The following is a 23,340-nucleotide window of genomic DNA, read 5'->3' as shown; positions in this document are numbered from 1 at the left end:
CGGAGACCGGCGATGGAACGCTATCTTTTGGGCATCGATATAGGCACGTCGGCGTGCAAGGTGATTGCCGTGGATAGTCACGGACACGTCGTCGCCAAAGCCCTGGCAGGTTATCCGATTGTGTCGCTGCAACCGGGCTGGGCGGAGCAGGACCCGGAGGACTGGTGGCAGGCTACGGTCAAGGCCGTGCGGGAGGTGCTTGCGGCGTTGCCGGACCGGCGCGCGGTAGGTGGCATTGGCCTGAGCGGACAGATGCACGGACTGAGCGTACTTGATCACAACGACCGAGTGATCCGGCCGGCGATCCTCTGGTGCGACCAGCGCGCCGCGCCCCAGTGCGCTGAAATCACAGCCCGCGCGGGTGGCCTGAAGGGGCTGCTCGAACTGATCCAGAATCGCATGCTGCCCGGCTTCACGGCCGGCAAGCTGCTGTGGATGCGCGAACACGAGCCGGACCTGTTCGCACGCATTCGCAGGATGCTGAACCCGAAGGATTATCTTCGGCATCGCCTCACCGGCGAACACATCACCGATGTCTCCGACGCGTCCGGCACGGGCCTGTTCAACGTCCGCGAACGCACGTGGTCGCAACCGCTGCTTTCACTGCTCGACTTGTCGCCGTCGTGGCTACCGTCGGTCGTGGAGTCGACCGAACGAACGGGGTTCGTGCGCGCCGAGCTGGCTGAAGCGTGGGGCCTGCCTGCGGCCACGCCCGTGTTCGGCGGCGGCGGGGATTCGGTGATCCAGACGACCTCGATGGGCGTCATCGACAGCGGCCCGCTCGGCGTCACGATCGGCACCGCGGGGATCGTGGCCGGCGGCATGCGCGCGTGCCCTGTGCCCACGGGCGCGTTGCAGATCTCGTGCGGCAACGCACCTGGACGATGGCACGTCATGGGCGTGACGCTTTCCGCCGGCGGCGCGTTCGAGTGGCTGCGCGGCGCGTTGCGTGAGATAGGCTCGCTCGAATTTTCGAAGATGATCGAACTCGCCCGCAGCGCGGCGCCGGGCGCGAACGGCTTGCTGTTCCTGCCCTACCTGCTCGGCGAGCGCTGCCCGCACGTTGCCGCTGATGGGCGTGCAGCGTGGATCGGCCTGACAACCCTGCACGGCACGACGCATCTCGTTCGCAGCGTCATGGAAGGCGTGTTGCTGAATGTGCGGACCATCGCGGCGCTCTGCGAGGCGTCGGGACTTGCATGCGACGAAGTCCGTGCATCGGGCGGCGCAACGGCCGAACCGTTCTGGCTGAGCCTGCTCGCGGACGTGCTTCAACGCGAAGTGACCACCGTGACCGGCGCGGCTGAGGGCGGCGCCTATGGCGCGGTGCTCGCGGCGGGCGTGGGGAGTCAATGGTGGTCTTCGCTCGATGAAGCCGTCGGCACCCTGCGTATCACTGAACGTGTGAGCCCCGACACCACACTGGGCCCCTTGTATCAGGCGCGCTTCAATACGTTCCGCACGCTGTACGACACGCTGGGTCCGGTCTTTGCGCAGATTGCCGCCGAGGCCGCAGCTGTCGCCCGCCAACCGATTATCTGAGAGCGAGCCCCCATGACATTACCTGACCCCGGTCTCCATCCCGGCCTGCCCATAGAAGGGATCGTCTTCGACCTCGACGGAACGCTTGTCGATACCGCGCCGGACATCACGAGCGCAGTCAATCGTCTGCTGGACACCCACGGATTGCCGCCGCAAGCAGTGCGTTTCGTGGAAAAGTACATTGGTGAAGGGTCATTCGGTTTGATCGACAAGCTCTACAAAGGGCTAGGTCTCGCGCTCGAGCCGGCGCGCGTGACGGCGGATGTGGACACCTATCTGGCGCTCTACAAACGCCATCCGGTCGAGCATTCCACCGTCTACGCCGACGCGTTGGGTGCGCTCCCCGCGCTGCACGCAGCAGGGATCAAGCTCGGCGTCTGCACGAACAAGGCGCAGGAACTTGCAGAGGCCGTACTGAAACACTTCGGTTTGCTGCATTACTTCAGCGCGATCGTGGGCGGCGATGTCCTCCCGCAGAGAAAGCCCGATCCGCAGCATTTATTAACGACGCTCGAACGCATGAACGTGATGCCCCAGCACGCGCTATACGTTGGCGATACGCAGATCGACGCCGACTGTGCACAAGGCGCGCAGGTGCGTTGCCGCATCGTCAACTGGGGAACGGGCCCAGGCGTGGCCGTGGGGAAAGCGAAGCGGCTGGACTCCTTCGACGAACTCGTTGTCACCTGCGCCGCTGTGAATGCGTCGCGCTTGCCCGGAATTTGATGAGAATTTGATGAGAATTTGATGAGAAATGACCTGTTGCGCCGAATTGCAGTTGTACGCCCGGAGTTGACCGGCGCGGCCCTTCGTATTGCCGACGTGTTGCTGAGCACGCCCGAAGCCGTGCTCAAGATGAGCATGGCCGAATTGTCGGAGGCGGCCGGAACAAGCGATCCCACCGTCGTGCGCTTCTTCCGGCGCTTCGACTGCGCGGACTATCAGGACTTCAAGGTCCGGCTCGCGCAAGGGCTGATCCCGCAGGCGCCCTTCGACTACGAAGCGATCACACTCGCCGATGCGCCGGACAGCATCTGCAGCAAGATCATCAACAACTCGCTGCACGCGATCCAGCGCTTTGCATCGGATGTCGATTCTGCTTCCATCGAGCAGGCCGCCACGCGCCTGATCGAGGCCAAGGGCATCTTCCTGTTCGGGCTCGGCATCTCCGAGACGATCGCTTTCGACGCCGAACACAAGTTCTTTCGCCTGGGGCTGCATTGCCGCGTGGTGCTCGATTCGCAGAAGCAATTGCTGCTTGCGCCCACGCTACGCGACGATGAAGTCGCCGTGTTTTTCTCGCACTCCGGCTCGACCAAGTCGCTCGTTATGGCCGCGGCGATGGCGAAAGCGAAGGGCGCCGTGACGATCGCCATCTGCGCGCCAGGCTCGCGTCTTGCGCAGACATGCGACCTGACCATTGGCGTGCCGGCGTATGAAAACACCGAGCTTTACACGCCGCTGACCGCGCGTATCAACCATCTTCTCGTGGTGAACATGCTGGTGGCCATGCTTGGATTGCGGCAAGGGCGCGAATTGCCGGACAACCTGGCCGCGCTCGACCCCTGGTTCACCGACAAATTCATGGATTAGCCGACGGCTCGGCAGATGCCTGACATTCATTCATATTGCTTCAAGGAGACATCAGTGAGCACGCATATCGAACCGGGCTATGCCCATCTGAAACCGGCGTCGTTGCAAGACGAAGCCAAGCTTGCGTCCGGCATCAAGGCAGTCGAACACTATCTGCGCCCGGGAATGAAGGTCGGTCTTGGCTCCGGCACGACCTCGCACTGGTTCGTGCGCGCGCTGGCGCCGCGTGTGGCGAGAGGCCTCGACATCGTAGGCGTGCCGACCTCCAATGCCACCCGCGAACTCGCGCTTGAGCTCGGTGTCCCGCTTACCGATCTGGGCCAGATCGACCAGCTCGACGTGACCATCGACGGCGCCGATGAAATCGATCATCAGGGCAGCATGATCAAGGGCGGCGGCGCGTGCCTGCTTTGGGAAAAGATCGTGGCGGCGGCATCGAAAAAAATGGTTGCCGTCGTCGACGATAAAAAAATCGTCGAACGTCTCGGCCGCTTTCCGCTGCCTATAGAGGTGATTCCGTTCGGCTGGCAGAGCACGGAACGCTTGTTGCGCGAGCTTTTCGTTTCTGCGGGTTTCGATAAAAACGTGCGTATCGTGACGCGCATGAAGGGCACGGAGCCGTTGCTGACGGATAGCGGGAACTGGATTCTCGACTGTCATCTCGAAGCCATTCCCGATCCGCTCGGGTTGGCGCCGCGCTTCAATGCGATTCCCGGCGTGGTGGAAAACGGTCTCTTTACGGGCATTGCCAGCGAGATGATCGTCGGTCATGCCGACGGCAGCGCGGACATCGTCGTGGTCGGAGCACCGCGATCATGACCGGCGCCCGCGGCACGACCCTGGACGCGTTCAAGCTGGACGGGCAAATCTGTCTGGTCACGGGCGGGGCGCAAGGCATTGGGCTCGCGATCGCTCACGGTCTGCGCGATGCCGGCGGCCACGTGATCATCGCGGATCGGGACACGGAGCGCGGACAGCGTGCGGCGGACGAGATCGGTGGCGATTTCGTCGAGATGGATGTAACGGATTCAGTATCCGTCGAGGCCGCGTTCGAGGGCGTGGTAGGGCGGCACGGCAGGCTTGACGTGCTCGTGAACAACGCGGGCATTGTGAAGAATACGGCTGCGCTCGACACCGACGACGCAAGCTGGCGCGCGTTGATGGCAGTCAACCTCGACGGCGTGTTCTATTGTTGCCGAAGCGCGGCGCGCTTCATGATCCGACAGCACGGGGGGAGTATCGTGAACATTGCGAGCATGAGCGGGTCGATTGCCAACCGGCCGCAACCCCAGGCTTCCTATAATGCATCGAAAGCAGCGGTGATTCATCTGACACGATCGCTCGCGGCGGAATGGGCATCCGACGGCATCCGGGTCAATTCGCTGTCGCCGGGTTACGTGGGCACCGAACTCACGAAGCGCGGATTCGAAAACGCGAAATGGCGTGAGGCGTGGATCAACGGAACGCCTCTCGCGCGACTCGCTAAGCCCGAGGAAATCGCGCCCGGCGTGGTGTTCCTGGCGTCGCGAGCCAGCGCATTCATGACCGGCTCGGACCTCGTCATGGATGGCGGCTATACCATTTGGTGACCAGCATACATAGTGTGACGGCGCGATTGAAGCCGTGCATCGAGGGAGACGGCACATGGCGGTAAACGCAGTACCAAGCGCAGTACCAAGCGCAGTACCAAGCGCAGTACCAAGCGCAGCACCAAGCGCAGTACCAAGCACAGTACCAAGCGCAGCACCAAGCGCAGCAGTCAACGCGCTACGGGAAGCGCTCGGCGCTCAGGTAGTGGCTCTGCCGGATGAGTTTGTCGATCGCCGTGTCGAGGACTGGAGCGGCCTGCCGAGCGCGGTGCCGCTGGCGCTCATCAGGCCGCACGACACCCGGGAGGTGGCGGTGGCGCTCGAGATTTGCGCTCGTTACGCACAGCCGGTCGTCACGCAAGGCGGGCTGACAGGGCTCGTAGGCGGCGCCAATCTGCGTGGCGACGAGGTGGCGCTAAGCCTTGATCGCATGAACCAGATTGTGGAGATCGACGCTGTGTCGGGCACCATGACGGTTCAGGCCGGAACGCCCCTTCAGGTGGTACAGGAAGCGGCCAGCGCGGCCGGCTTCTATTTTCCGCTTGACCTGGGGGCGCGCGGCAGTTGTTCCATCGGCGGCAATCTCGCCACCAACGCGGGCGGCAATCGGGTCATCAAGTACGGCATGATGCGCGACCAGGTTCTCGGCATCGAGGCCGTGCTGGCGAGCGGCGCGATAGTGGGCGGTCTCAACAAGATGATCAAGGACAACAGCGGCTACGATCTGCGCAACTTGCTGATTGGCAGCGAAGGGACGCTCGCGGTCATCACCCGCGCGGTGCTGCGTCTGCGCCCCAAACCCACCGCAACGGCCACAGCCTGGTGTGGATTGCCCAGCTTCGACGCCGTCACCACGCTGCTGCGGCGCGCTCAGGCAGGGCTGGCTCCAGGCGTGTCGGCATTCGAGGTCATGTGGGCGGGTTATCACGATACCGTGCTTGCCAACCTGAATACTCTGCGTGCTCCGCTTGCCTCACCGCATCCGTTCTATGTGTTGCTGGAAAGTGTTGGAACGGATCCCGTCCGACATGGCGGCGCGTTCGAAGAGTTTCTGGGCGCGATGCTGGAGGAGGGCGTGGTGACCGACGCCGCGCTGGCATCGAACGAGGCGCATGCGCAGGCGTTCTGGGCAATCCGCGATGCGCCCGGTGAATATCAACGCTTCATCCCGAATCATGCGGCTTACGATGTGAGCTTTTCCATTGCGCAAGTGGGCGACGCCGCGTCACGTTGCGAGGCGCAACTGCATGCCCGATGGCCCGAGGCCACGATCATGATCTACGGCCATCTTGGTGATGGAAATATCCATATCGTAGTGGACGTGCCAGGCCTCCCGAAGCACGATCACGACGCAATCGATCAGGTCATCTACGACGTAACGCGGGACTTCCGGGGATCCATCTCCGCGGAGCATGGGATCGGCATCAAGAAGAAACACTTCCTGCACCTGACGCGTTCGGAGGCGGATGTAGCGTCGATGCGCGCGATCAAGCAAGCACTGGACCCCGCGCGCATCCTGAATCCCGGCAAGATTTTTTAGCGTGTGATTCCGCTCAGAGCGTAAAACCATCTAGCGGTACCGCCGGGCGGCGCTTTGCGATCAGATCGGCAATTGAGCGCCCGCTTGCAAGCGCGAGTGTAAAACCAAGTGCGCCTTGTCCGAGGTTGAGCCAGAGGTTCTCGTATTGCGTCGAATCGATGATCGGGGTGCTGTGCGGCGTGGCCGGACGCAGGCCGCACCAGATTGTCGCTTCATCGAAATTGCCGGCGTCCGGAAACGCCGCAGCCGATTCAGCGCGCAGCGTGGCGACGCGAGCCGGATCGACATCCGCACGACGACCGGTGATGTCTGCCATGCCGGCGATCCTCAGCCGGTCGCCGAGCCGCGCATAGACGATCTTGCGTTCGAAGTCCGTGATGCTGATGTGCGGCGCGTGGCCGCCGGGGTCGACCTGGGTGGTCAGGCTATAGCCTTTCAACGGATAAAGCGGAACCCTCACCGCTAGTGGCTTGAGCAGCGACGCACTGGCGGCACCGGCTGCCAGCACGATCTGATCGGCATCGATTACCCGGTCGTTAGCCACCGCTTCGACCCGGCGTGCTCCGCCGTGCGCTCTACGCAAGGCAGTGACCTTCGTGCCGAGCCGGAATTCCACGCCGCGTGCTCGCAGCAGGCGGCTCATTTCGACACAAAACTGGTAGCAGTCGCCACTGTCTTCGCCAGGCGTGAAGATGCCTCCTTGCAACTGCCCGGCGAGATGCGCCAGTGCCGGTTCTTTCTGCACGCACTCGCGAGTATCGAGGGCTTGCTGTTCGCAGCCGAGCGAGCGTTGGTAATCGAGCAGGCGCAACGCGGCGTCGAACGAGGCGCGCTTGCGGTGCACGACCAGCTTGCCGGCATTCGAGTGGCTGAAGTGCAAGGCTGGCTCACTGGCCTGCAGTTGCTGCATCAAGTCACGGCTCAAGAACGAGAGCGCTAACAAGCGCCGGGTAGACAACTCGCTTTTGCGCTGCGTGCACGCACAGACAAACTGTGCGAGCCAACGCCACTGGTCTGGGTCGAGGCGCGGTCGAAAGCGGATCGGCGAGTCACCGCGCAACAGCCAGGACGGCAGCTTTGACAGTACCCCTGGACCAGCGAGCGGGGCGACATAGCTATACGAAAGCTGTCCGCCGTTGGCGAAGCTGGACTCGAGTGCAACGTCTTCATTGCGTTCGACGACGGTGACGGTGTGACCGTCCTCCTGCAGATACCAGGCCGTGGCCAGACCGGTGACACCGGCGCCGAGTACGAGCACATGCATGGGATGGGTCGGTGGTTGGTTGAGCTGGAGGACATTGTTCTGCAGCTCGCGAACGGCGTCCAATATCGACCAGCGCTCGCGCTATAGCCGTCGGTTATAGCAGGTGAGGCGAGCGCATCTAACCCCGCGACGACTCGCCGGCCGAGGACCCGGGCGCATCGTCACGCAGGAACTGGATGAGCCGTTCCGCCGATTGCGGCGGCGGTCGCGAGTGTTCCGTCACCGCATAAACCTGCAGGGTCTCGTCGATCGCGAGTGGCCGGATCTGGATATCTGGATGATGCTCGGGATAATTCGCCGTGAACGAATCGACTATCGCGATGCCGATGCGCTGCTGCACCAGCGACTTCCCGAGCGGATAAGTCTGCACCGACAGATTGCTGACAGGGGGCTCAGCAGCGTCGGCGAGCCACGCGGAGAGAATTGATCCAAGGTAGTCGTCCGGATCGATGGTGATCAATGGTTGCCCCGCCAGGTCGTCTGCAGTCAGCGGCTGGTCGAGCAAATCGTCCGTCCACCAGCCAGCCGGCGCAATGGCGCACAGCGTGCTTTCGCATACCGGCGTGGCAACCAGGTTGGGATGGGAGACGGGCCGCATGGTCAGCCCGAGTTCAATCTCGTCGAACAGCAGCGCGTGTTCGATCTCGCGGGTGTGCGCGACGCTCAGTTCACACTTCGACTGCGGGAACGCGCGGCACCAGCGTGCCATGACCTGCGGCAATGCGTGGTGTGCAAGCGCCGGCGTAGCGGCGACCCTTAACGGGCGGTCGGCGCCGTGCGCAAGGCTCGTGACGAGGCGCCGGATCCGCTTGAGTTGTTCGTCGAACGGGCCGAGTTCTTCGCGCAACCGCAATGCCTCGGGGGTGGGTAACAGCTTGCCCTTGCTACGCAGGAACAGCGCGAAACCGGCGGACTGCTCGGCATGCTGCAGCATCTTGCTGACGGCCGGCTGCGAGATGTGCAGGAGCTTGGCCGCACCGTTGGCCGAGCCGGTGAGCATGATTGCGCTGAAGATTTCGATATGTCGCAAACGCACCTGAGTCTCCCTGGATTGACTTCGCCATGCAGCTTACGACACGCCTCGATCGTTTGGAACAAGGCTCTCAGCCTGCGCTCTTACAACTTCTATAAGCCTCCTATAACACAGGGTTATATTTTGGGATTTTATTTTCATTAGACGCGCTCCGCCCGCACCCTCATATTCGGTCTGCTGGCCGGTCCCGCGCTCCGGACAACCATAGGGGTTATCGAGTGGGGTTATCAAGTACGTAGCGCTAACGTGGTGTGGAGGGCTTATGCAGTCTGCGGGGACGGGTGGGTCGGCAGGGTATGTGTTTTCCCGGACGCAAAAAATGGTGTGTCTGTCGGGTCTGTTCCTCGCGTGGGCCGTCGGCTACGCGGACCGGATCCTGATGAGCACCGCGATCATTCCGATCAGCCATGAATTCGCCCTCGATACCCGGCAAGCTGGCATGTTGCTGAGCGCGTTCTATGTGAGTTACGCATTCATGCAACTCGCCGGCGGCTGGCTGTCGGATCGCTTCGGCTCGCGGATTATCGTAGTGCTGTGTATTGTCATGTGGTCGGTGTTCACTGGCGCGACGAGTCTTGCGTGGTCGTTCGGTTCGCTCCTTGCCATCCGCTTCATGTTCGGGATGGGCGAAGGCAGCTTTTCGCCGGCCAGTTCGGTAACAGTCGCCGAGGTATTCCCAAAGCCCGAGCGGGCGCGCGCCAAATCATTCCTGATCTCAACCACGTTCCTTGGCAATGCCGCCGGGTCCGGCTTGATCGCGCTCACCGTCGTGCATCTCGGCTGGCGTGGGGCATTTCATATTCTTGCCGGTGCGGGCGTGTTCGTCGCGATGATCCTGTGGCTCTCGTTGCGCGGCGGCGTCGCTCTGCAAAGGGCGCGCGTCGCGAACCGGCCGCGGCATTTGTGGCGTTCGCTGCTGCGCATCCGGATGGCGTGGAAGCTGACCGCGATCTGGTTCTTCACGAGCTTGTTGTATGTTGGCGTACAGTCGTGGATGCCGTCGTACCTGATGAAGACCTACCGGATCGATCTGCTTCACATCAGTCTGGCTGTGACGGTGCCGAACCTGATCGCATTCGCGGGCACGAACGTGGTCGGCTTGCTGCTCGACAAATACGGCAAAAGCAAGGAACGCATGTTCCTGATGATGGGCGCATTGATGAGCGTGGTGTTTCTTGCGTTGATGATCACGACCACCACGATCTTTCTATTGTTGATCTACTGGACGCTCTTTTCGCTATCGTTCAACTTCGTCTACGCAACGGTTTTTTCGGCCCCGCTACGACATTTCCCGGAGCATCTGATCGGCAGCGCCACGGGCTTGATGAACTTCGGTGGACAGATTGCGGGCTCGATCGCTCCCGTGGCAATGGGCGTGTTGATCGCTGCATTCGACGGCTCGTTTTTTGCTGCGTTCTGGCTGCTGCTAATTTCCGGGATTCTGGCGGTGCTGGTGGCAACGACGTGGAGCCCCGCAAACGAGCCGCCTCTGCCGAGCCTTCAAACCTGATCAATTGGTTTTCGTTCGCACTCGGGGTTTGGGGTTTGGGGTTGCTGGTGTGGGTGTGGCTTGGTCGTCGGGGTTAGCGGTGGTGTCGGTGGTGGTTTGCCAGGTTTTGGGGTTGGTGTTCGGGGTCGGTGCCGGGGTGCCAGGGTCCTGCGTTAGCGGTCTGAGTCGTTGCCGGGTTGCTGCTTTCGGTGTTAGTGGTCTGCCTGAGTTGGCTTATTTCTTTAGCACTATTAGCCACTGCGCGTGGCGGCGCGTCATTTCTTGGTCCTTAGCGACAAAGAAACGAAGTAAAGAAAACGCTTTCAAACCACGCTACCCTAAGTGTCCACAGCGTGCAGTTTCTGTTCATGGGTGCCCCAAAAGCACGGTGCTCGCCAGAGCGACGGATGTTTGAACCCCTCCTTCTCGCGAATCCTGACATAGACACGCTTCGCCATCAGTGCTATCGGGCAAGCACGATTCACCCCGCAACCAGTGCGGCCTCACGAGTATGCTCTGCTGCGTTTCTTGGTGGGTCAGCTGCTTGGTTGGCGCGGTTATTTTCGGGGGTAGGGCCTTACTCGTTTGCACGGCATGGTTTATTGGTGGGTTTGCGACGTGGTTGCGCCGAGCGTACTAATTTGGTGGTTGGTTGTTCGCGGATAGCGCGGGGTGAACCTTGGGCAGGTTCAGTCACTGGTGGCGAAGCGTGTCAGAACCCGTGTTCGGAGAAAGAGGGGTTCACACATCCGTGGCTCTGGCGAGCACCGTGCTTTTGGGGCACCCATGAATAGAAACTGCACGCTGTGGGCACTTAGGGTAGCGTGGTTTGAAAGCGTTTTCTTTGCTTCGTTTCTTTGTCGCTTTGGACAAAGAAATGACGTGCCGCCACGCACAGTGGCTAATAGTGCTAAAGAAATGAGCCAACTCATGCAGACCGCTAACGCTGAAAGCAGCAACCCGGCATTGACCCAGACCGCTAACCCAGGACCCTGGCACCCTGGCACCCTGGCACCCCGGCACCCCGGCACCCCGGCACCCTGGCACCCCGGCACCCCGGCACCCCGGCACCCCGGCACCAACCCCGACCACTAACCCCGGAACCTAGCACACCCGCCCAACCCCAAGTGCGAACGAAAAACCAAGGAGACCTCAATGCGTGTGTTTACCGGCAGCCTTGCCACGGAAACGAACACCTTCGCGCCCATCCCGACAGGCATCGGCGCGTTCCACGATCGTGGCTATTTCCGGGCTGGGCAGCATCCCGGCGAAATGACTTTCTTCGGCGGCCCCCTATGGGCGGCACGTCAACGCGCCGCTACCTATGGTTGGACAGTAGTCGAAGGACTTGTTGCATCGGCGAATCCCGGCGGCGTGGTGACGCGTCTGGCGTATGAGACCTTGCGCGACGAGCTGCTGGCCGATCTGCGCGCGGCACTGCCCGTCGATATCGTGTTGCTCGGCCTGCATGGCGCAATGGTGGCCGACGGTTACGACGATTGTGAAGGCGATCTGTTGCGCGAGGTCCGGCAGATAGTCGGCCCCGACGCCGTGATCGGTGCGGAGCTGGACCCGCACGCGCACCTAAGCGAAGCGATGGTTGGCCATGCCGACGTGCTCATCATGTTCAAGGAGTACCCGCATACCGACGTGCTCGAGCGTGCGCTGGAACTGGCCGATCTCTGTCAGCGCACTGCAGTGGGCGAAATCAATCCGGTTGCAGCGGTAGTTGACTGCGGAATGGTCGTGCCGATTCACACCACGCGCGAACCCGGCCGCTCGCTGACGGATCGCGCCCAGGCGCTGGAGGGGCACGACGGCGTGTTATCGATTTCGATCGTGCAGGGCTTCGCGACGGGGGATGTCAAGGACATGGGCACCAAGGTCCTGGTCTATGCCGATGAGGATGCGCCCATGGCGCAAGCCATCGCGAGGCGGTTCGCCGATGAGGTCATCACGCTGCGCGACGCGTTGCTTGTGCGTTACCTCGATATCGACACGGCGCTGGACCGCGCGCTGGCATCCGCCGGCGCGCCGGTCGTGCTGGCGGATCGCTCCGACAATCCGGGCAGCGGCGCAGCGGGCGACTCGACCTTCATCCTGCAGCGCATGCTGGCGCGCGGCATGGGTGATGCGGCGCTCGGGCCCTTGTGGGATCCGGTTGCGGTCAGCATCGCTTTCGATGCCGGCGTCGGCGCCACGCTTGATCTGCGGATCGGCGGCAAGATCGGGCCGCAGTCGGGTACGCCAGTCGATGGGCGGTGTCGGGTGCGCGCCGTGTGCCCGGACATGACGATGACCGGTCAGGCAGGCACGCCGTCCCCGCTCGGCGACTGCGCGCTGATCGAAATGCAGGGCATTGAGATTGTGCTTTCCACACGCCGCGCGCAAGCGCTCAACATTGACCTGTTCACGCAACTCGGGTGCGACCCGGCCCAAAAGAAGATTGTGGTGGTCAAGTCGGCGCAGCACTTTCACGCGTCGTTCTCCACCATTGCTCACGAGATCCTCTACGTTGGCGCACCCGGTTCCGCGAGTCCCGACTGGTCGGCGTTGCCGTATAAAAAGATCAAGCTGCCAAAATGGCCCATTCATAACCGGCTGCTCACCAAATAACCACGCCATGGATCATCTCTCATGACTAGTCAGGAATACGATATATTTGACCTTATCATTCGCGGCGGAACGGTGATCGACGGCACGCGTCGGCCGCGCTTTGACGCCGACGTGGGAATTCGTCACGGACGTATCGCGGAGATCGGTGACCTGCGTGCGCGTACAGCGGCGAAGACTATCGATGCGACTGGCAAGATCGTCGCGCCGGGCTTCATCGATTCGCATACTCACGATGATGCCGCTGTTCTCTCCGATCCGCAGATGATCTGCAAGATCTCGCAAGGCGTCACCACGGTCGTGACCGGCAACTGCGGCATCAGCCTCGCACCGTTGAGCCCGGATGCGCCACGCCCGATGCCGTTGACCTTGTTGACTGGCGACGAACATGCGCCACGCGCTACCTTCTCGCGTTTTGCCGACTATCTCGACGCGGTTCGCCGTTCGCCATCGTCCGTCAACGTGGCCGCGATGGTGGGCCATAGCACCCTGCGTGTGATGACAATGGATTCGCTCGACCGGGCCGCCAACGACGAGGAGATCGAAGCGATGCAGGGCTTGCTGAACGAGGCGCTTGAGGCCGGTGCGATCGGTATCTCGACGGGCACGTACTATCCGCCTGCCTCTGCCGCACCAATGGAAGAGGTGATCAGCGTATGCCGCCCGCTGACGGGCACCGGTGCGGTCTATGTGACGCATATGCGCAACGAAGCCGACGGCTGTATCGACTCGCTCAACGAGACGTTCGAGATTGGCCGAGCGCTTGACGTGCCGGTCGTGATTTCACATCACAAGCTGATGCGCGAGGCAAACTTCGGCAAGTCGACGATCACGTTGCCGCTGATCCGCGCGGCGATGCAGTGCCAGTGCGTCGCACTCGATTGCTACCCCTACGACGCCAGCTCGACCATGCTCCACACTGATGAAACGAAACTTCAGGGACGAGTGATGATTTCGACAAGTGAAGCGCATCCTGAACTGGCGGGACGCGATCTGGGTGAAATTGCTGAAGAGTGGGGCGTAAGCCGCTCCGACGCATCCAGACGCCTGCAACCGGCGAGCGCGATCTACTTCAGCATGGACGAGAACGACGTCCGGCGCATCCTCGCATTCGAAGACACCATGATCGGTTCGGACGGGTTGCCGTTGGGCGAGAAGCCGCATCCGCGCTTGTGGGGAACGTTTCCGCGGGTGCTCGGGCACTACAGCCGCGACATCGGACTGTTCCCGCTCGAAACCGCGGTGTGGAAGATGAGCGGCCTGACGGCAAAGAACTTTGGCTTGACGGGGCGCGGCACGCTTGAGGCGGGTAATCACGCCGATGTCGTCATATTCGACGCCGCTACCATCAAGGACCGAGCGACCTACGATACGCCGACCGAAGCCGCCGACGGCGTGGAAGCTGTCGTGGTGAACGGGGAGTTGACGTGGTGGCAAGGCAAACACTGCGGTGCGCGTGCGGGAGAAGTGATTGTACGATCCCGGTTGAATTGAGGTTATGGGTCGAGCGCTTTGCCGTGCCCGGCACAACCCCTGTTCAACCTGAACGAAACGCACCGGCCAACGTTTACGCCGACTTCGATCCTCGCAGCCGGCGGAACGCTTGGACCGGTAGTCCGCCCCAGCCCCAATTCTCAGTGTCCACCTCTTCTATCACAACAAAGGTCGCATCAAGTGGCTTGTTCAGTACGTCGAGTAAAACCTGGCTCACGCCCTTGATAAGCTGAGCCTTCTCTTCCGCCGTAACCGAGTCCTGTCCAGGCTTGGACCCTTCGCGGGTAACTTGAATGGTGACAATAGGCATGTCGCTCGCTCCTATGGTGCGCAACTAAAGGGGCGCCGGCTGCCGGCGCCCGGAAATGCTTAGTGACCAGCGCTCTGCCCGCCGTCGACATGCAGGATCTCGCCTGTCACAAAAGGTGCCGCATCCAGATACAGGACAGCGTTCACGATATCGCGCATCTCGCCCATATGCCCCATAGGATGAAGCGCCCCGAGCGCCGCATGCGTTTCAGGCGCATGCATCGGCGATTTGATGATGCCCGGCGAGACGGCGTTCGCGCGAATCCCGCTCTTTGCGTACTCGATCGCGAGGGATTTCGTGGCCGAGTTCAAACCGCCCTTTGTCAACGATGCCAGTACCGATGGCACACCGCTGATGGCATGGTTGGCCAGGGTGGTCGTGATGCTGACGACGTGGCCGCTCGAATTCTTCTCCATTTCAGCAATCGCGAGCTGCGTGATATAGAAGAATCCAGAGAGGTTCACGGCCGTGATGGCTGCGTAGTCTTCGGCCGTGTACTGGGTAAACGGTTTCGCGATAAAAATGCCGGCGTTGTTGACCAGCGTGTCGATGCGGCCGAAGCGTGCCACGCCTTCGGTAATCACGCGACGGGCCGTATCAGGGTCGCCGATATCACCCGCCACCGTCAGAACGTTGGTGTCGTCCGACGGCTTGATGCTTCGTGCTGTTGCGACAACGCGGTAGTCGCGTTCCCGGAAAGCCTTGACCAGTTCTGCGCCAATGCCTTGGGACGCGCCAGTGATGACCACAACCTTGTGTGACGTGCTCATGGTAAGCCTCTAAATAAGTAGATTCAGCTGTCTTGACCGTCAGGACCGACGGCATCTGGAAGTGCTGAACGCAGTCTAGGCGTGTGGACGTCGAGTTCGAATACCCGCCATGGACAAACAGTCTTGCGTGGTGAGAACAAATCAGACGCGCGGCTGGCGACGTGAAATGTCGCGTCGGGACCGTGATGGTCACGAAGGGGCAGGCACGAATACTCAGATTAGGGCACCATTTCACGGTCGATTGGCCATGTCTTTGTAATCGCTAACCATCGTCGCGGTTTATCCGTCACGCCGGCATCCCGACGCTAAGATAAAGACGTGGACCGAGTTTTTGAGCGAGCCAATAGCTATTGAAAGTCGCGCCGGAAAGAGCAGGTTTTTATGTCATCGAGAGACTATGCAGCGTCAATTTGAAGGGCTCCTTCTGGGCAGTATCGAACTGTTCTGTCTGGCTGCTGAATTGGAAAGTTTCACGGCCGCTGCCGCGGCTGCGAGCGTGAATCCTGCTGCGGTCAGCCGTTCGGTAGCGGCGCTTGAGAAACGCCTCGGCGTACAGTTGTTCGTCCGGACAACGCGACAGATTCGACTGACGGACGCGGGAAAACGGTACTTTGAGCAATGCCGGCTGGCGCTTGGACATCTCGCGGATGCGGAGCGGGAGGCGACGGGGCAACAGACAACCCCGGCTGGCGTCCTGCGCATCAGCATGCCTACGCCGTACGCCCACTATCGCGTCCTTCCCCTGCTGGCGGAATTTCGTGAGCAGTATCCGGGCGTCACAGTCGAAACGCACCTCAGTAACCGCAACATCGATTTTGCGGACGAAGGTTTTGACCTGGCGATCCGGGGGCGCGCTCCTCCGGATTCAAGCCTGATCGCGCGAAAGCTGGAGGATTCGGAACTGGTGGTCGTAGCATCCCCTGCGTATTTGCGCGGCGCCCACGAACTGAAAACCCCGGACGATCTGATTAACCACGAGTGCATTCAGTTTGAGTTGCCAAGTAGCGGCCGCAACATACCGTGGCAGTTCAATCAAGACGGCAGTTGCGTGGAAATCGCGACCCGCGGAGGATATGGATCGTCGGGCGATGTGCTTGCCGGGGTGACCTTGGCGCGTCATGGCGCGGGAGTATTCCAGACCTATCGGTTCGTTGTGGAGAAGGACCTCGCGGACGGAACACTCAATGAATTGCTCCCTCGTTATGGCGGATGTTCGAGACCGTTCATCCTGCTCTATCCGCATGGCCGGCATCTGTCGTCGCGGGTGCGCAGTTTTGTGGACTTCCTGATGGAAAGACTAGGCGCATAAAAGACACCTTCCTCGATACCTCACCTTGCAGGCCGGCCGCCGTCATATAGACCTGCGAACCCGCTCAAATCCTCATATAAAACCTTGCCCGCCGTTTCTCGGTAGATACCCTTGATTGACCCGCAAATACTTTGGGAAGATACTTTGTCCGTACAAACAAACAATTGAGACAGGAGCCCGAACATGCAAGCCGAAGAAGTGGGGAAGCAACGGTATCGCGCGAGTTATGGCCGTTACTTCGAGGAGTTTACGGTCGGGGACATTTACGAACATCGCCCGGGACGGACGATCACCGAGGCCGACAATATCCACTTCTCGTTGCTGACAATGAACTTCCATCCCATGCACTGCGATGCCGCGTTTGCCGCAAAGAGCGAGTTCGGGCAACTGCTGGTCAATAGCGGCCTGACGGTCGCTATCGTGCTCGGCATGTCGGTGAATGACGTCAGCGGCAAGGCCATTGCGAATCTCGGCTGGAAGGAGATCAAGCTGACAGGTCCCGTATTTTGCGGCGATACGTTGTACGCCGAATCGGAAGTGCTTGAAAAACGCGAATCGAAGTCACGTCCCACGCAAGGCATCGTCACTGTCCATACGCGTGCATTCAAGCAGGACGGCACGCCTGTCATGGATTTCGTGCGCACCGCGTTGATCGCCAAGAAGGGCCACGGCACAGGGGACTAGACCACCGCCGCAGGCCGCCAAGGAATGTCGATCCGGCTCAAGAACGAACGACGTTCCACCTCTTGCGCAGTAAGGAGACAATTGTGAATCAACTCGTAAGCTCAGGTGCACGGCTGGACAGATTGCCGATGGCTGCTTTCCACTGGAAGATCCTCGGCCTGATCAGCGCGGGCGCGTGCCTCGATGCGTTCGACGTGTATCTCGCCGGCGGTGTTGCGGCCGCGATGATGAAGCAAGGCTTCTCGACGCTACAGCTCAACGCGCTGTTCGTATCGGCGGGATTCTGCGGGATGGTGATCGGCGCGGGCTTGTCGGGCTATCTCGGTGACCGCTTCGGACGCCGCTCTTCGTATCAGTTCAACCTTGCACTGTTCGGCGTGATGTCGATCGCAGCCGCCTTTGTGCCGAACATCTACTGGTTGATTGGCTGTCGTTTCCTGATGGGCATCGGGCTGGGCGCAGAGCTGGTTGTCGCGGCCGGAACGCTGTGCGAATTCATCCCGCCGGCGTATCGCGGACGATGGATATCGCTACTCGGATTGATCGTCAACTCGGGGCTCGTGATCGCAACGAGCGTGGGTTATGTCGTGATCCCGACGCTGGGATGGCGCTGGATGTTCGGCATCGCCGGCGTTGGCGCAATGATTGTGTGGGCGCTGCGTCACAGCATGCCCGAGTCGCCGCGCTGGCTGGAATCGGTCGGCCGGCTTGACGAGGCCGAGCGCACCGTGAGCGCGATCGAAGCCGAGGTGGCAAAGCAGCGCGGGCCGTTGCCCGAATGCGCGCGCACGCAGAATCTCGAGGTTCCGCAATTGCCGTTCAGCGCGCTGTTCCGGCGCGGCATGATCGGCCGGACGCTGACGGCTGCCCTGACCGCGATCGCGGTGAATGTTGCGGTGTACGGCTTCGTGGCGTGGCTGCCGACCTTCTTTGTGAAGGAAGGGCGTGACGTGGTGACATCGCTTGGCTTTACCACGCTGATGTCGTTCGGCGCTCCGTTTGGCGCGATACTGGGCTTCCTCAGTGCGGACCGTCTGGGGCGAGCGAAGGGTCTGGTGTTTTTCTCGGTCATGACAATCGTGCTTGGCTTCATCTATCCGCAGATGGTCGCCAACGCCGCGATTGCCTGTGTCGGTTTCGTGCTCGTGAGCTGCATCTTCGCGATTGTCACTCTGGGTCTGTTTGGCTACGTGCCTGAGTTGTTTCCCACGGCGTTGCGCTTGCGGGGAACGGGCGCGGCAGGCGTGTGCGGCCGGCTTGCATCAATGACCACGTCCTATATCGCTGTCCTGCTTTATGCCCAGTTTGGATTGTTCGGCGTGCTTGGCATGGTGTCAGGAGTGCTGATCCTGTTAATCGTGGCTATCGTCTCTCTTGGTGTGGATGCGAATCAGTATTCGCTCGAAGCGGCGTCGCCGGATGAAGACGCACTCGACTCCACCCTCGATTTCAAGCAAGGAGGAATTGCACGGTGAACTCAACTTCCATCTCCGCCGCGCTTGCCCGCTTCACGACGAACCTGCAATTGTCGGATGTACCGCAAGCGGTACGCGAGCGCGCCAAGCATCTGATGCTGGATAGCATCGGTCTTGCATTCGCGACGACTACCTTCAACTATTCACGCATCACCCTTGCCGCCATGCAGGAACTCGGCAGCGGCCACGCGTCGGTCTTCGCGCATTCGGAACGTCTCGCCATGCGCGACGCGATGCTCCTGAACGGCGTATTGATCCACGGTCTCGATTTCGACGACACCCACGCACGCGGCGTGATTCATTCGACCGCTAGCGCCTTGCCCTGCGTGTTTGGTCTCGGCGAGCGCGAGAATGCGAGCGGCGCCGATCTTCTCACCGCCTATCTTTGCGCGATGGAAGTATCCACGAGAGTAGGTGCGGTCGCGCAAGGCGGTTTCCACAAGGCCGGCTTTCATCCCACGGGACTTGCCGGCGCATTCGGCTGCACGCTGGCCGCCGCGCGCCTGCTGGGGCTCGACGAAGCAAGCGCGACCCATGCGCAGGGGATTGCGCTGTCCATGGCGTCAGGCAGTCTTGAATTTCTCCAGGACGGCGCGTGGACCAAGCGCCTGCATCCGGGGTGGGCCGCCGTCAGCGGAACCGTGGCGGCCTCGCTGGCCAAACACGGCTTCGTAGGGCCGGGGGCGCCGTATGAAGGCCGCTACGGCCTCTATGCGCTGCATCTGAACGACGCAGCCTTGCCGGATCTTTCCATTGCGACAACCGGGCTTGGCGACCAATGGGAAATTGATCACGTCGCGCTCAAGCCGATTCCCGCTTGCCATTTCACGCATGCTTCGTCCGACGCCGCCGTCGAACTGCACAAGCAGCATGGACTTAGCGGCGATGAAATCGAGAACGTGATCGTGCGCGTGCCGGGTCCGACCGTGGACGTGGTCTGCGAGCCGGTATCGAACAAGAAGCGGCCGGCGAACAGCTACGACGCGCAGTTCAGCATTCCGTACATCGTGGCGGCCGGATTGCTCAAAGGACGCTTCACGCTCGACGATCTCGACGACGCTTCGCTCGCCGATCCGGCGGTGTTGTCGCTCGCGCAACGCGTCAATTACGAGGTCGATCACGAATCCACATTCCCGCGCCACTACACCGGCGAGGTGATCGTCTTCACGCGCGACGGGCGTCGTCTGGTCCAGCGTGAAGCAATCAATCGCGGCTCGTCTGACCGGCCGCTCAGCAACGACGATATTGTCGCCAAGTTCTTCGACAACGCCCAGCGCGCGGTCTCGCACGAACGTGCCGCTCAAGTCCGCGATGCGGTTCTCGATCTCGATCGTATGCCGGTGTCCACGCTCGCAGGTGTGCTGCGTCGTCCCGATTGAACCTTCCTCGTTAATCAATGCTTCACGCCTTCAAGGCAGGAGATTTCATGGCTACCATTGATGTAGAAAAGACCGAAACAGCGGAAGAGGCGAAGGCTAACGAAGTGTTGATTCTCGACATGCTCGACCGTTTTCTCAGGACCGAAGTCAAGCCGTACGTCCACGCGCTCGAAGCCGCCGACGAATACCCGCACGAGATCGTCGAGAAAATGAAGGACATGGGGTTGTTCGGTTGCCTGATCGCTCAGGAATATGGGGGGTTGGGTCTGTCGACATCGACGTACGCGAAGATAGTCGACCGGATCTCGGCAGTGTGGATGTCGGTGAGCGGCATCATCAATTCGCATTTGATCATGGCGATGACCGTGCAGCGCAACGGCACCGCAGAGCAAAAGAGCACCTATCTTCCGCGCATGGCAACGGGTGAATTGCGCGGCGGCATAGGCTTGACGGAACCGGATTGCGGCACGGATCTGCAGGCGATCCGTACGGTCGCACGTCGCGAAGGCGATGAGTACGTGGTCAATGGCAGCAAGACCTGGATCACGAACAGTCTGCATGGCAACGTGCTTGCGCTGCTGGTGAAAACCGACCCCAAGGCGGAGCCGCGCCACAAGGGCATGACACTGCTGCTCGTCGAAAAAGGCCCTGGCTTCGAAGTCAGCCGCAAGCTCGAAAAGCTCGGCTATAAGGGGATTGATACGTGCGAGCTGACCTTCACGGATTTTCGCGTGCCGGTTTCGCAAGTGATCGGCGGCGAGGAAGGGCGCGGCCTGAAGCAAATATTAGGCGGTCTTGAACTGGGTCGTATCAATGTGGCGGCGCGCGGCGTGGGTCTGGCGCAAGCCGCGCTCGACGAATCCGTGTCCTATTCGCAGCAACGCAAGACCTTCGGCAAGCCGATCTGCGAGCATCAGGCGATAGCGTTGAAGCTGGGCGAAATGGCGACCCGCGTGCAGGCGGCGCGTTTGCTGACTGAAGCGGCTGCGGTTGCGTATGACCGCGGGGAACGGTGCGACATGGAAGCCGGCATGGCGAAGTATTTCGCAACCGAGGCCGCACTCGAAAACAGTATTGAGGCAATGCGGATTCACGGCGCGTACGGCTACTCGAAAGAATTCAATGTCGAGCGTTTGTATCGCGATGCGCCGTTGTTATGCATTGGAGAGGGCACCAACGAGATGCAGAGAATCATTATCGCCAAGAATTTGATTGCGAGGAATCCGGTATGACTTTGCCGCTCTCTGGCGTACGTATTGTCGCGGTCGAACAATACGGCGCGGGTCCGTTCGCGACCCAGCATCTGGCCGATCTCGGTGCGGAAATCATCAAGGTCGAGAATTTCCGCGAAGGCGGCGACGTTGGCCGCGCGGTCGGTCCGTATTTTTTCGGCGAGGGCGACAGCCATTTTTTCGAGGCGTTCAACCGCAACAAGTGCAGCTTGACGCTTGATCTGAAGAAGGCGGAAGCACGCCAGGTGCTGCTCGACCTGGTCAAGAAAAGCGACGCCGTTTTCAATAACCTCCGAGGCGACCTGCCGGCCAAACTCGGGCTGACCTATGACCAGTTGAAGGAATCCAATCCGGCTATTGTCTGCGGTCATCTGTCGGCTTATGGACGCACGGGAAGCCGCGCGGCGTGGCCCGGTTATGACTATCTGATGCAGGCGGAGGCCGGATACCTGTCGGTGACGGGCGAGCCGGATAGTCCGCCCGCGCGTTTCGGTCTGTCGATCATCGACTTGATGACGGGCACGACTGCCGCCATGGCGTTGCTCGCGGGGATCGTGCAGGCGCGTGCCTCGGGCATTGGCCGCGACATGGACGTCAGTCTCTTCGATGTCGCCATGCACAATCTCGCCTATGTCGCCACGTGGTATTTGAACGGCGACGTCGTGACCGGTCGCGATCGCCGGTCATCGCACCCGTCGCTTACGCCGAGCCAGTTGTACAAGACGCAGGACGGCTGGATCTTCCTGATGTGCAACAAGGAAAAATTCTGGGGCGTGCTGGCCGAAGTCCTCGACAAACCGTCGTGGGTCACGGACGAGCGCTTTAACAACTTCAAGGCGCGGCTGGCCAATCGCGACCTGCTGGAAAAGGAACTCGATGCGGCGCTGTCCACCGCGACCACGCAGGAGTGGCTTAGGCGTTTTGGCGGCCGCGTGCCCGCTGCGCCGGTCTACGACGTCAAACAGGCGCTCGACAATCCGTTCGTGGCCGAGCGCGAGGGCGTGGTCAATGCCGAGCATCCACGCTTCGGCAAGATTCGCGGTGTGGCGGCGCCGGTACGCGTTGACGAGCCGTTGCCGTTGCGCGCGGCGCCCGATTTAGGGCAGGACACGGACAGGCTGCTCACGGAACTCGGTTACGATGCTGATCGGATCGCCTCGCTCCGCGAGAAGGCCGTCGTGCAATGAGCGCCCAAGCGTTGCGCGACGGGTCTGGACGGGCGAATGTGGGCGGTCCGCCCCGTTCACCTTTCCTCACGCAAGAGCCGATGGTCACAGTCCTGGGTCAGCAACCGCGTTACATGCAATTGGCGCAGACGCTCATCAATGAAATTCAGAGTGGCCGCTTTCCGGTCGGCTCCACCATTCCAACCGAGTTCGAGCTGTGCGAGCAGTTCGGCGCCAGCCGTTCGACCGTGCGTGAAGCGGTGAAGCAACTCGTGCAGTTGGGCATGGTCGTGCGACAGGCGGGGGTCGGCACGACAGTGAAAGCCGTGCGATCCGAGGGAGGGTATCGGCAAGTCATGCAGCAACTGAGCGATTTGCATCGCTATACGGCCGATACCGTCCTGCAGATTTTATCGAAGGAGACATCGGAGGTTCGCGACCCCGAGATCTGCGCAATGCTGACGGCCAAGCCCGGCGAAACGTGGCTGCGGATCGCGGGATTGCGGCGTTCGGGCGACGGCCCCGATCCAATTTGTCATACCGAAGTTTTTATCCAGCCGGCATTTCGTTCACTGGTGGTGAGCGAAAACGAATCGCATGTGCCGATCTATACGCTGATCGAAAAGCAGTTCGGCGAGCGCATTGCCCAAGTGCAGCAGGAGATCCGGGCTATCGCCATGCCGTCGGCTATCGCCGCGCTGGTCAACGTCAAGCCGAGAACGCCCGCACTCTGGCTTTGCCGCCGATATCTCAATCAGCGCGGCGAAGTGGTCGAAGCGGCAATCAGCATTCATCCGGCTGACCGATTCAGTTACTCCGAGACTTTCCAGCGCGACTGGAATGCCGGATGACACCTTA

The 23,340-nt window shown here is 61.1% G+C and carries 20 protein-coding genes; 16 read left to right on the top strand and 4 right to left on the bottom strand.

The genetic code is table 11. From position 1 onward, the window contains the following. Positions 1-12 precede the first annotated feature (12 nt). The 6 genes from xylB to BSU04_RS16290 all read left to right on the top strand — a co-directional run bounded on the left by xylB (position 13) and on the right by BSU04_RS16290 (position 6,264). Complete coding sequence (gene xylB / locus BSU04_RS16315; protein ID WP_089161562.1) at positions 13-1,542, top strand: xylulokinase; 1,530 nt, start codon at positions 13-15, stop codon at positions 1,540-1,542. 12 nt (positions 1,543-1,554) lie between these two features. After that, the gene (locus tag BSU04_RS16310; protein WP_089161561.1) at positions 1,555-2,268 is read left to right on the top strand and encodes an HAD-IA family hydrolase; all 714 of its coding nucleotides are present in this window, start codon (positions 1,555-1,557) and stop codon (positions 2,266-2,268) included. A gap of 21 nt (positions 2,269-2,289) precedes the next feature. Beyond that, positions 2,290-3,135, top strand: coding sequence for a MurR/RpiR family transcriptional regulator (locus tag BSU04_RS16305; protein WP_089161560.1), 846 nt, complete (start codon positions 2,290-2,292; stop codon positions 3,133-3,135). A 54-nt stretch (positions 3,136-3,189) separates the two neighbouring features. Beyond that, positions 3,190-3,954, top strand: a complete 765-nt coding sequence (gene rpiA / locus BSU04_RS16300) for a ribose-5-phosphate isomerase RpiA (RefSeq protein ID WP_256982852.1) — start codon at positions 3,190-3,192, stop codon at positions 3,952-3,954. Then, a complete protein-coding gene (locus BSU04_RS16295) occupies positions 3,951-4,724 on the top strand; it encodes a glucose 1-dehydrogenase (protein WP_089161558.1) in 774 nt (257 codons plus the stop codon). The genes rpiA and BSU04_RS16295 overlap by 4 nt, the downstream gene beginning before the upstream one ends. Positions 4,725-4,929: 205 nt before the next feature. Continuing rightward, entirely contained in the window at positions 4,930-6,264 is a 1,335-nt protein-coding gene (locus tag BSU04_RS16290; protein WP_256982847.1) for an FAD-binding oxidoreductase, read from the top strand. 13 nt (positions 6,265-6,277) lie between these two features. Here the strand turns inward: BSU04_RS16290 and BSU04_RS16285 are convergent, their stop codons facing one another. Further along, positions 6,278-7,528 carry a D-amino acid dehydrogenase gene (locus tag BSU04_RS16285; RefSeq protein ID WP_089161556.1) on the bottom strand — a complete coding sequence of 417 codons (1,251 nt, stop codon included), beginning with the start codon at positions 7,526-7,528 and terminating at the stop codon, positions 6,278-6,280. Positions 7,529-7,646: 118 nt separating this feature from the next. After that, positions 7,647-8,564, bottom strand: coding sequence for a LysR family transcriptional regulator (locus BSU04_RS16280; protein ID WP_089161555.1), 918 nt, complete (start codon positions 8,562-8,564; stop codon positions 7,647-7,649). A 259-nt stretch (positions 8,565-8,823) separates the two neighbouring features. Between BSU04_RS16280 and BSU04_RS16275 the strand changes: the two genes are divergently transcribed. From BSU04_RS16275 to BSU04_RS16265, 3 genes are all read left to right on the top strand, one after another. Further along, the gene (locus BSU04_RS16275; RefSeq protein ID WP_089161554.1) at positions 8,824-10,071 is read left to right on the top strand and encodes an MFS transporter; all 1,248 of its coding nucleotides are present in this window, start codon (positions 8,824-8,826) and stop codon (positions 10,069-10,071) included. 1,134 nt (positions 10,072-11,205) lie between these two features. Then, the gene (locus BSU04_RS16270; RefSeq protein WP_089161553.1) at positions 11,206-12,666 is read left to right on the top strand and encodes a M81 family metallopeptidase; all 1,461 of its coding nucleotides are present in this window, start codon (positions 11,206-11,208) and stop codon (positions 12,664-12,666) included. A gap of 21 nt (positions 12,667-12,687) precedes the next feature. Then, positions 12,688-14,157, top strand: a complete 1,470-nt coding sequence (locus BSU04_RS16265; protein ID WP_089161552.1) for an N-acyl-D-amino-acid deacylase family protein — start codon at positions 12,688-12,690, stop codon at positions 14,155-14,157. A gap of 73 nt (positions 14,158-14,230) precedes the next feature. Here the strand turns inward: BSU04_RS16265 and BSU04_RS16260 are convergent, their stop codons facing one another. Then, positions 14,231-14,467 carry a tautomerase family protein gene (locus BSU04_RS16260; RefSeq protein WP_089161551.1) on the bottom strand — a complete coding sequence of 79 codons (237 nt, stop codon included), beginning with the start codon at positions 14,465-14,467 and terminating at the stop codon, positions 14,231-14,233. A 59-nt stretch (positions 14,468-14,526) separates the two neighbouring features. Beyond that, positions 14,527-15,237: an SDR family NAD(P)-dependent oxidoreductase gene (locus tag BSU04_RS16255; protein WP_089161550.1), complete on the bottom strand. Its 711-nt coding sequence runs from the start codon at positions 15,235-15,237 to the stop codon at positions 14,527-14,529. A gap of 397 nt (positions 15,238-15,634) precedes the next feature. Between BSU04_RS16255 and BSU04_RS16250 the strand changes: the two genes are divergently transcribed. The 7 genes from BSU04_RS16250 to BSU04_RS16220 all read left to right on the top strand — a co-directional run bounded on the left by BSU04_RS16250 (position 15,635) and on the right by BSU04_RS16220 (position 23,333). Continuing rightward, positions 15,635-16,546 (top strand): LysR family transcriptional regulator, encoded by a 912-nt coding sequence (locus BSU04_RS16250; protein ID WP_089161549.1) that lies wholly within the window; start codon positions 15,635-15,637, stop codon positions 16,544-16,546. Between the two features lie 183 nt (positions 16,547-16,729). Continuing rightward, on the top strand, positions 16,730-17,230 hold the full coding sequence (locus tag BSU04_RS16245) for a MaoC family dehydratase (protein ID WP_089161548.1): 501 nt from the start codon (positions 16,730-16,732) through the stop codon (positions 17,228-17,230). A 128-nt stretch (positions 17,231-17,358) separates the two neighbouring features. Continuing rightward, entirely contained in the window at positions 17,359-18,705 is a 1,347-nt protein-coding gene (locus BSU04_RS16240) for an MFS transporter (protein ID WP_179258346.1), read from the top strand. Continuing rightward, a complete protein-coding gene (locus BSU04_RS16235; RefSeq protein WP_089161546.1) occupies positions 18,702-20,084 on the top strand; it encodes an MmgE/PrpD family protein in 1,383 nt (460 codons plus the stop codon). The genes BSU04_RS16240 and BSU04_RS16235 overlap by 4 nt, the downstream gene beginning before the upstream one ends. Before the next feature lie 47 nt (positions 20,085-20,131). After that, the gene (locus BSU04_RS16230; RefSeq protein ID WP_089161545.1) at positions 20,132-21,316 is read left to right on the top strand and encodes an acyl-CoA dehydrogenase family protein; all 1,185 of its coding nucleotides are present in this window, start codon (positions 20,132-20,134) and stop codon (positions 21,314-21,316) included. Further along, complete coding sequence (locus BSU04_RS16225) at positions 21,313-22,503, top strand: CaiB/BaiF CoA transferase family protein (RefSeq protein WP_089161544.1); 1,191 nt, start codon at positions 21,313-21,315, stop codon at positions 22,501-22,503. Before BSU04_RS16230 ends, BSU04_RS16225 begins: the two co-directional genes overlap by 4 nt. A gap of 80 nt (positions 22,504-22,583) precedes the next feature. Further along, positions 22,584-23,333 (top strand): GntR family transcriptional regulator, encoded by a 750-nt coding sequence (locus BSU04_RS16220; RefSeq protein ID WP_089161711.1) that lies wholly within the window; start codon positions 22,584-22,586, stop codon positions 23,331-23,333. Positions 23,334-23,340: the final 7 nt, after the last annotated feature.

The organism is Caballeronia sordidicola, assembly GCF_002220365.1.
Lineage (GTDB): Bacteria > Pseudomonadota > Gammaproteobacteria > Burkholderiales > Burkholderiaceae > Caballeronia > Caballeronia sordidicola_C.
The sequence above is the reverse complement of the archived record's forward strand: the minus strand, read 5'-3'. Positions and strand labels throughout refer to the sequence as shown.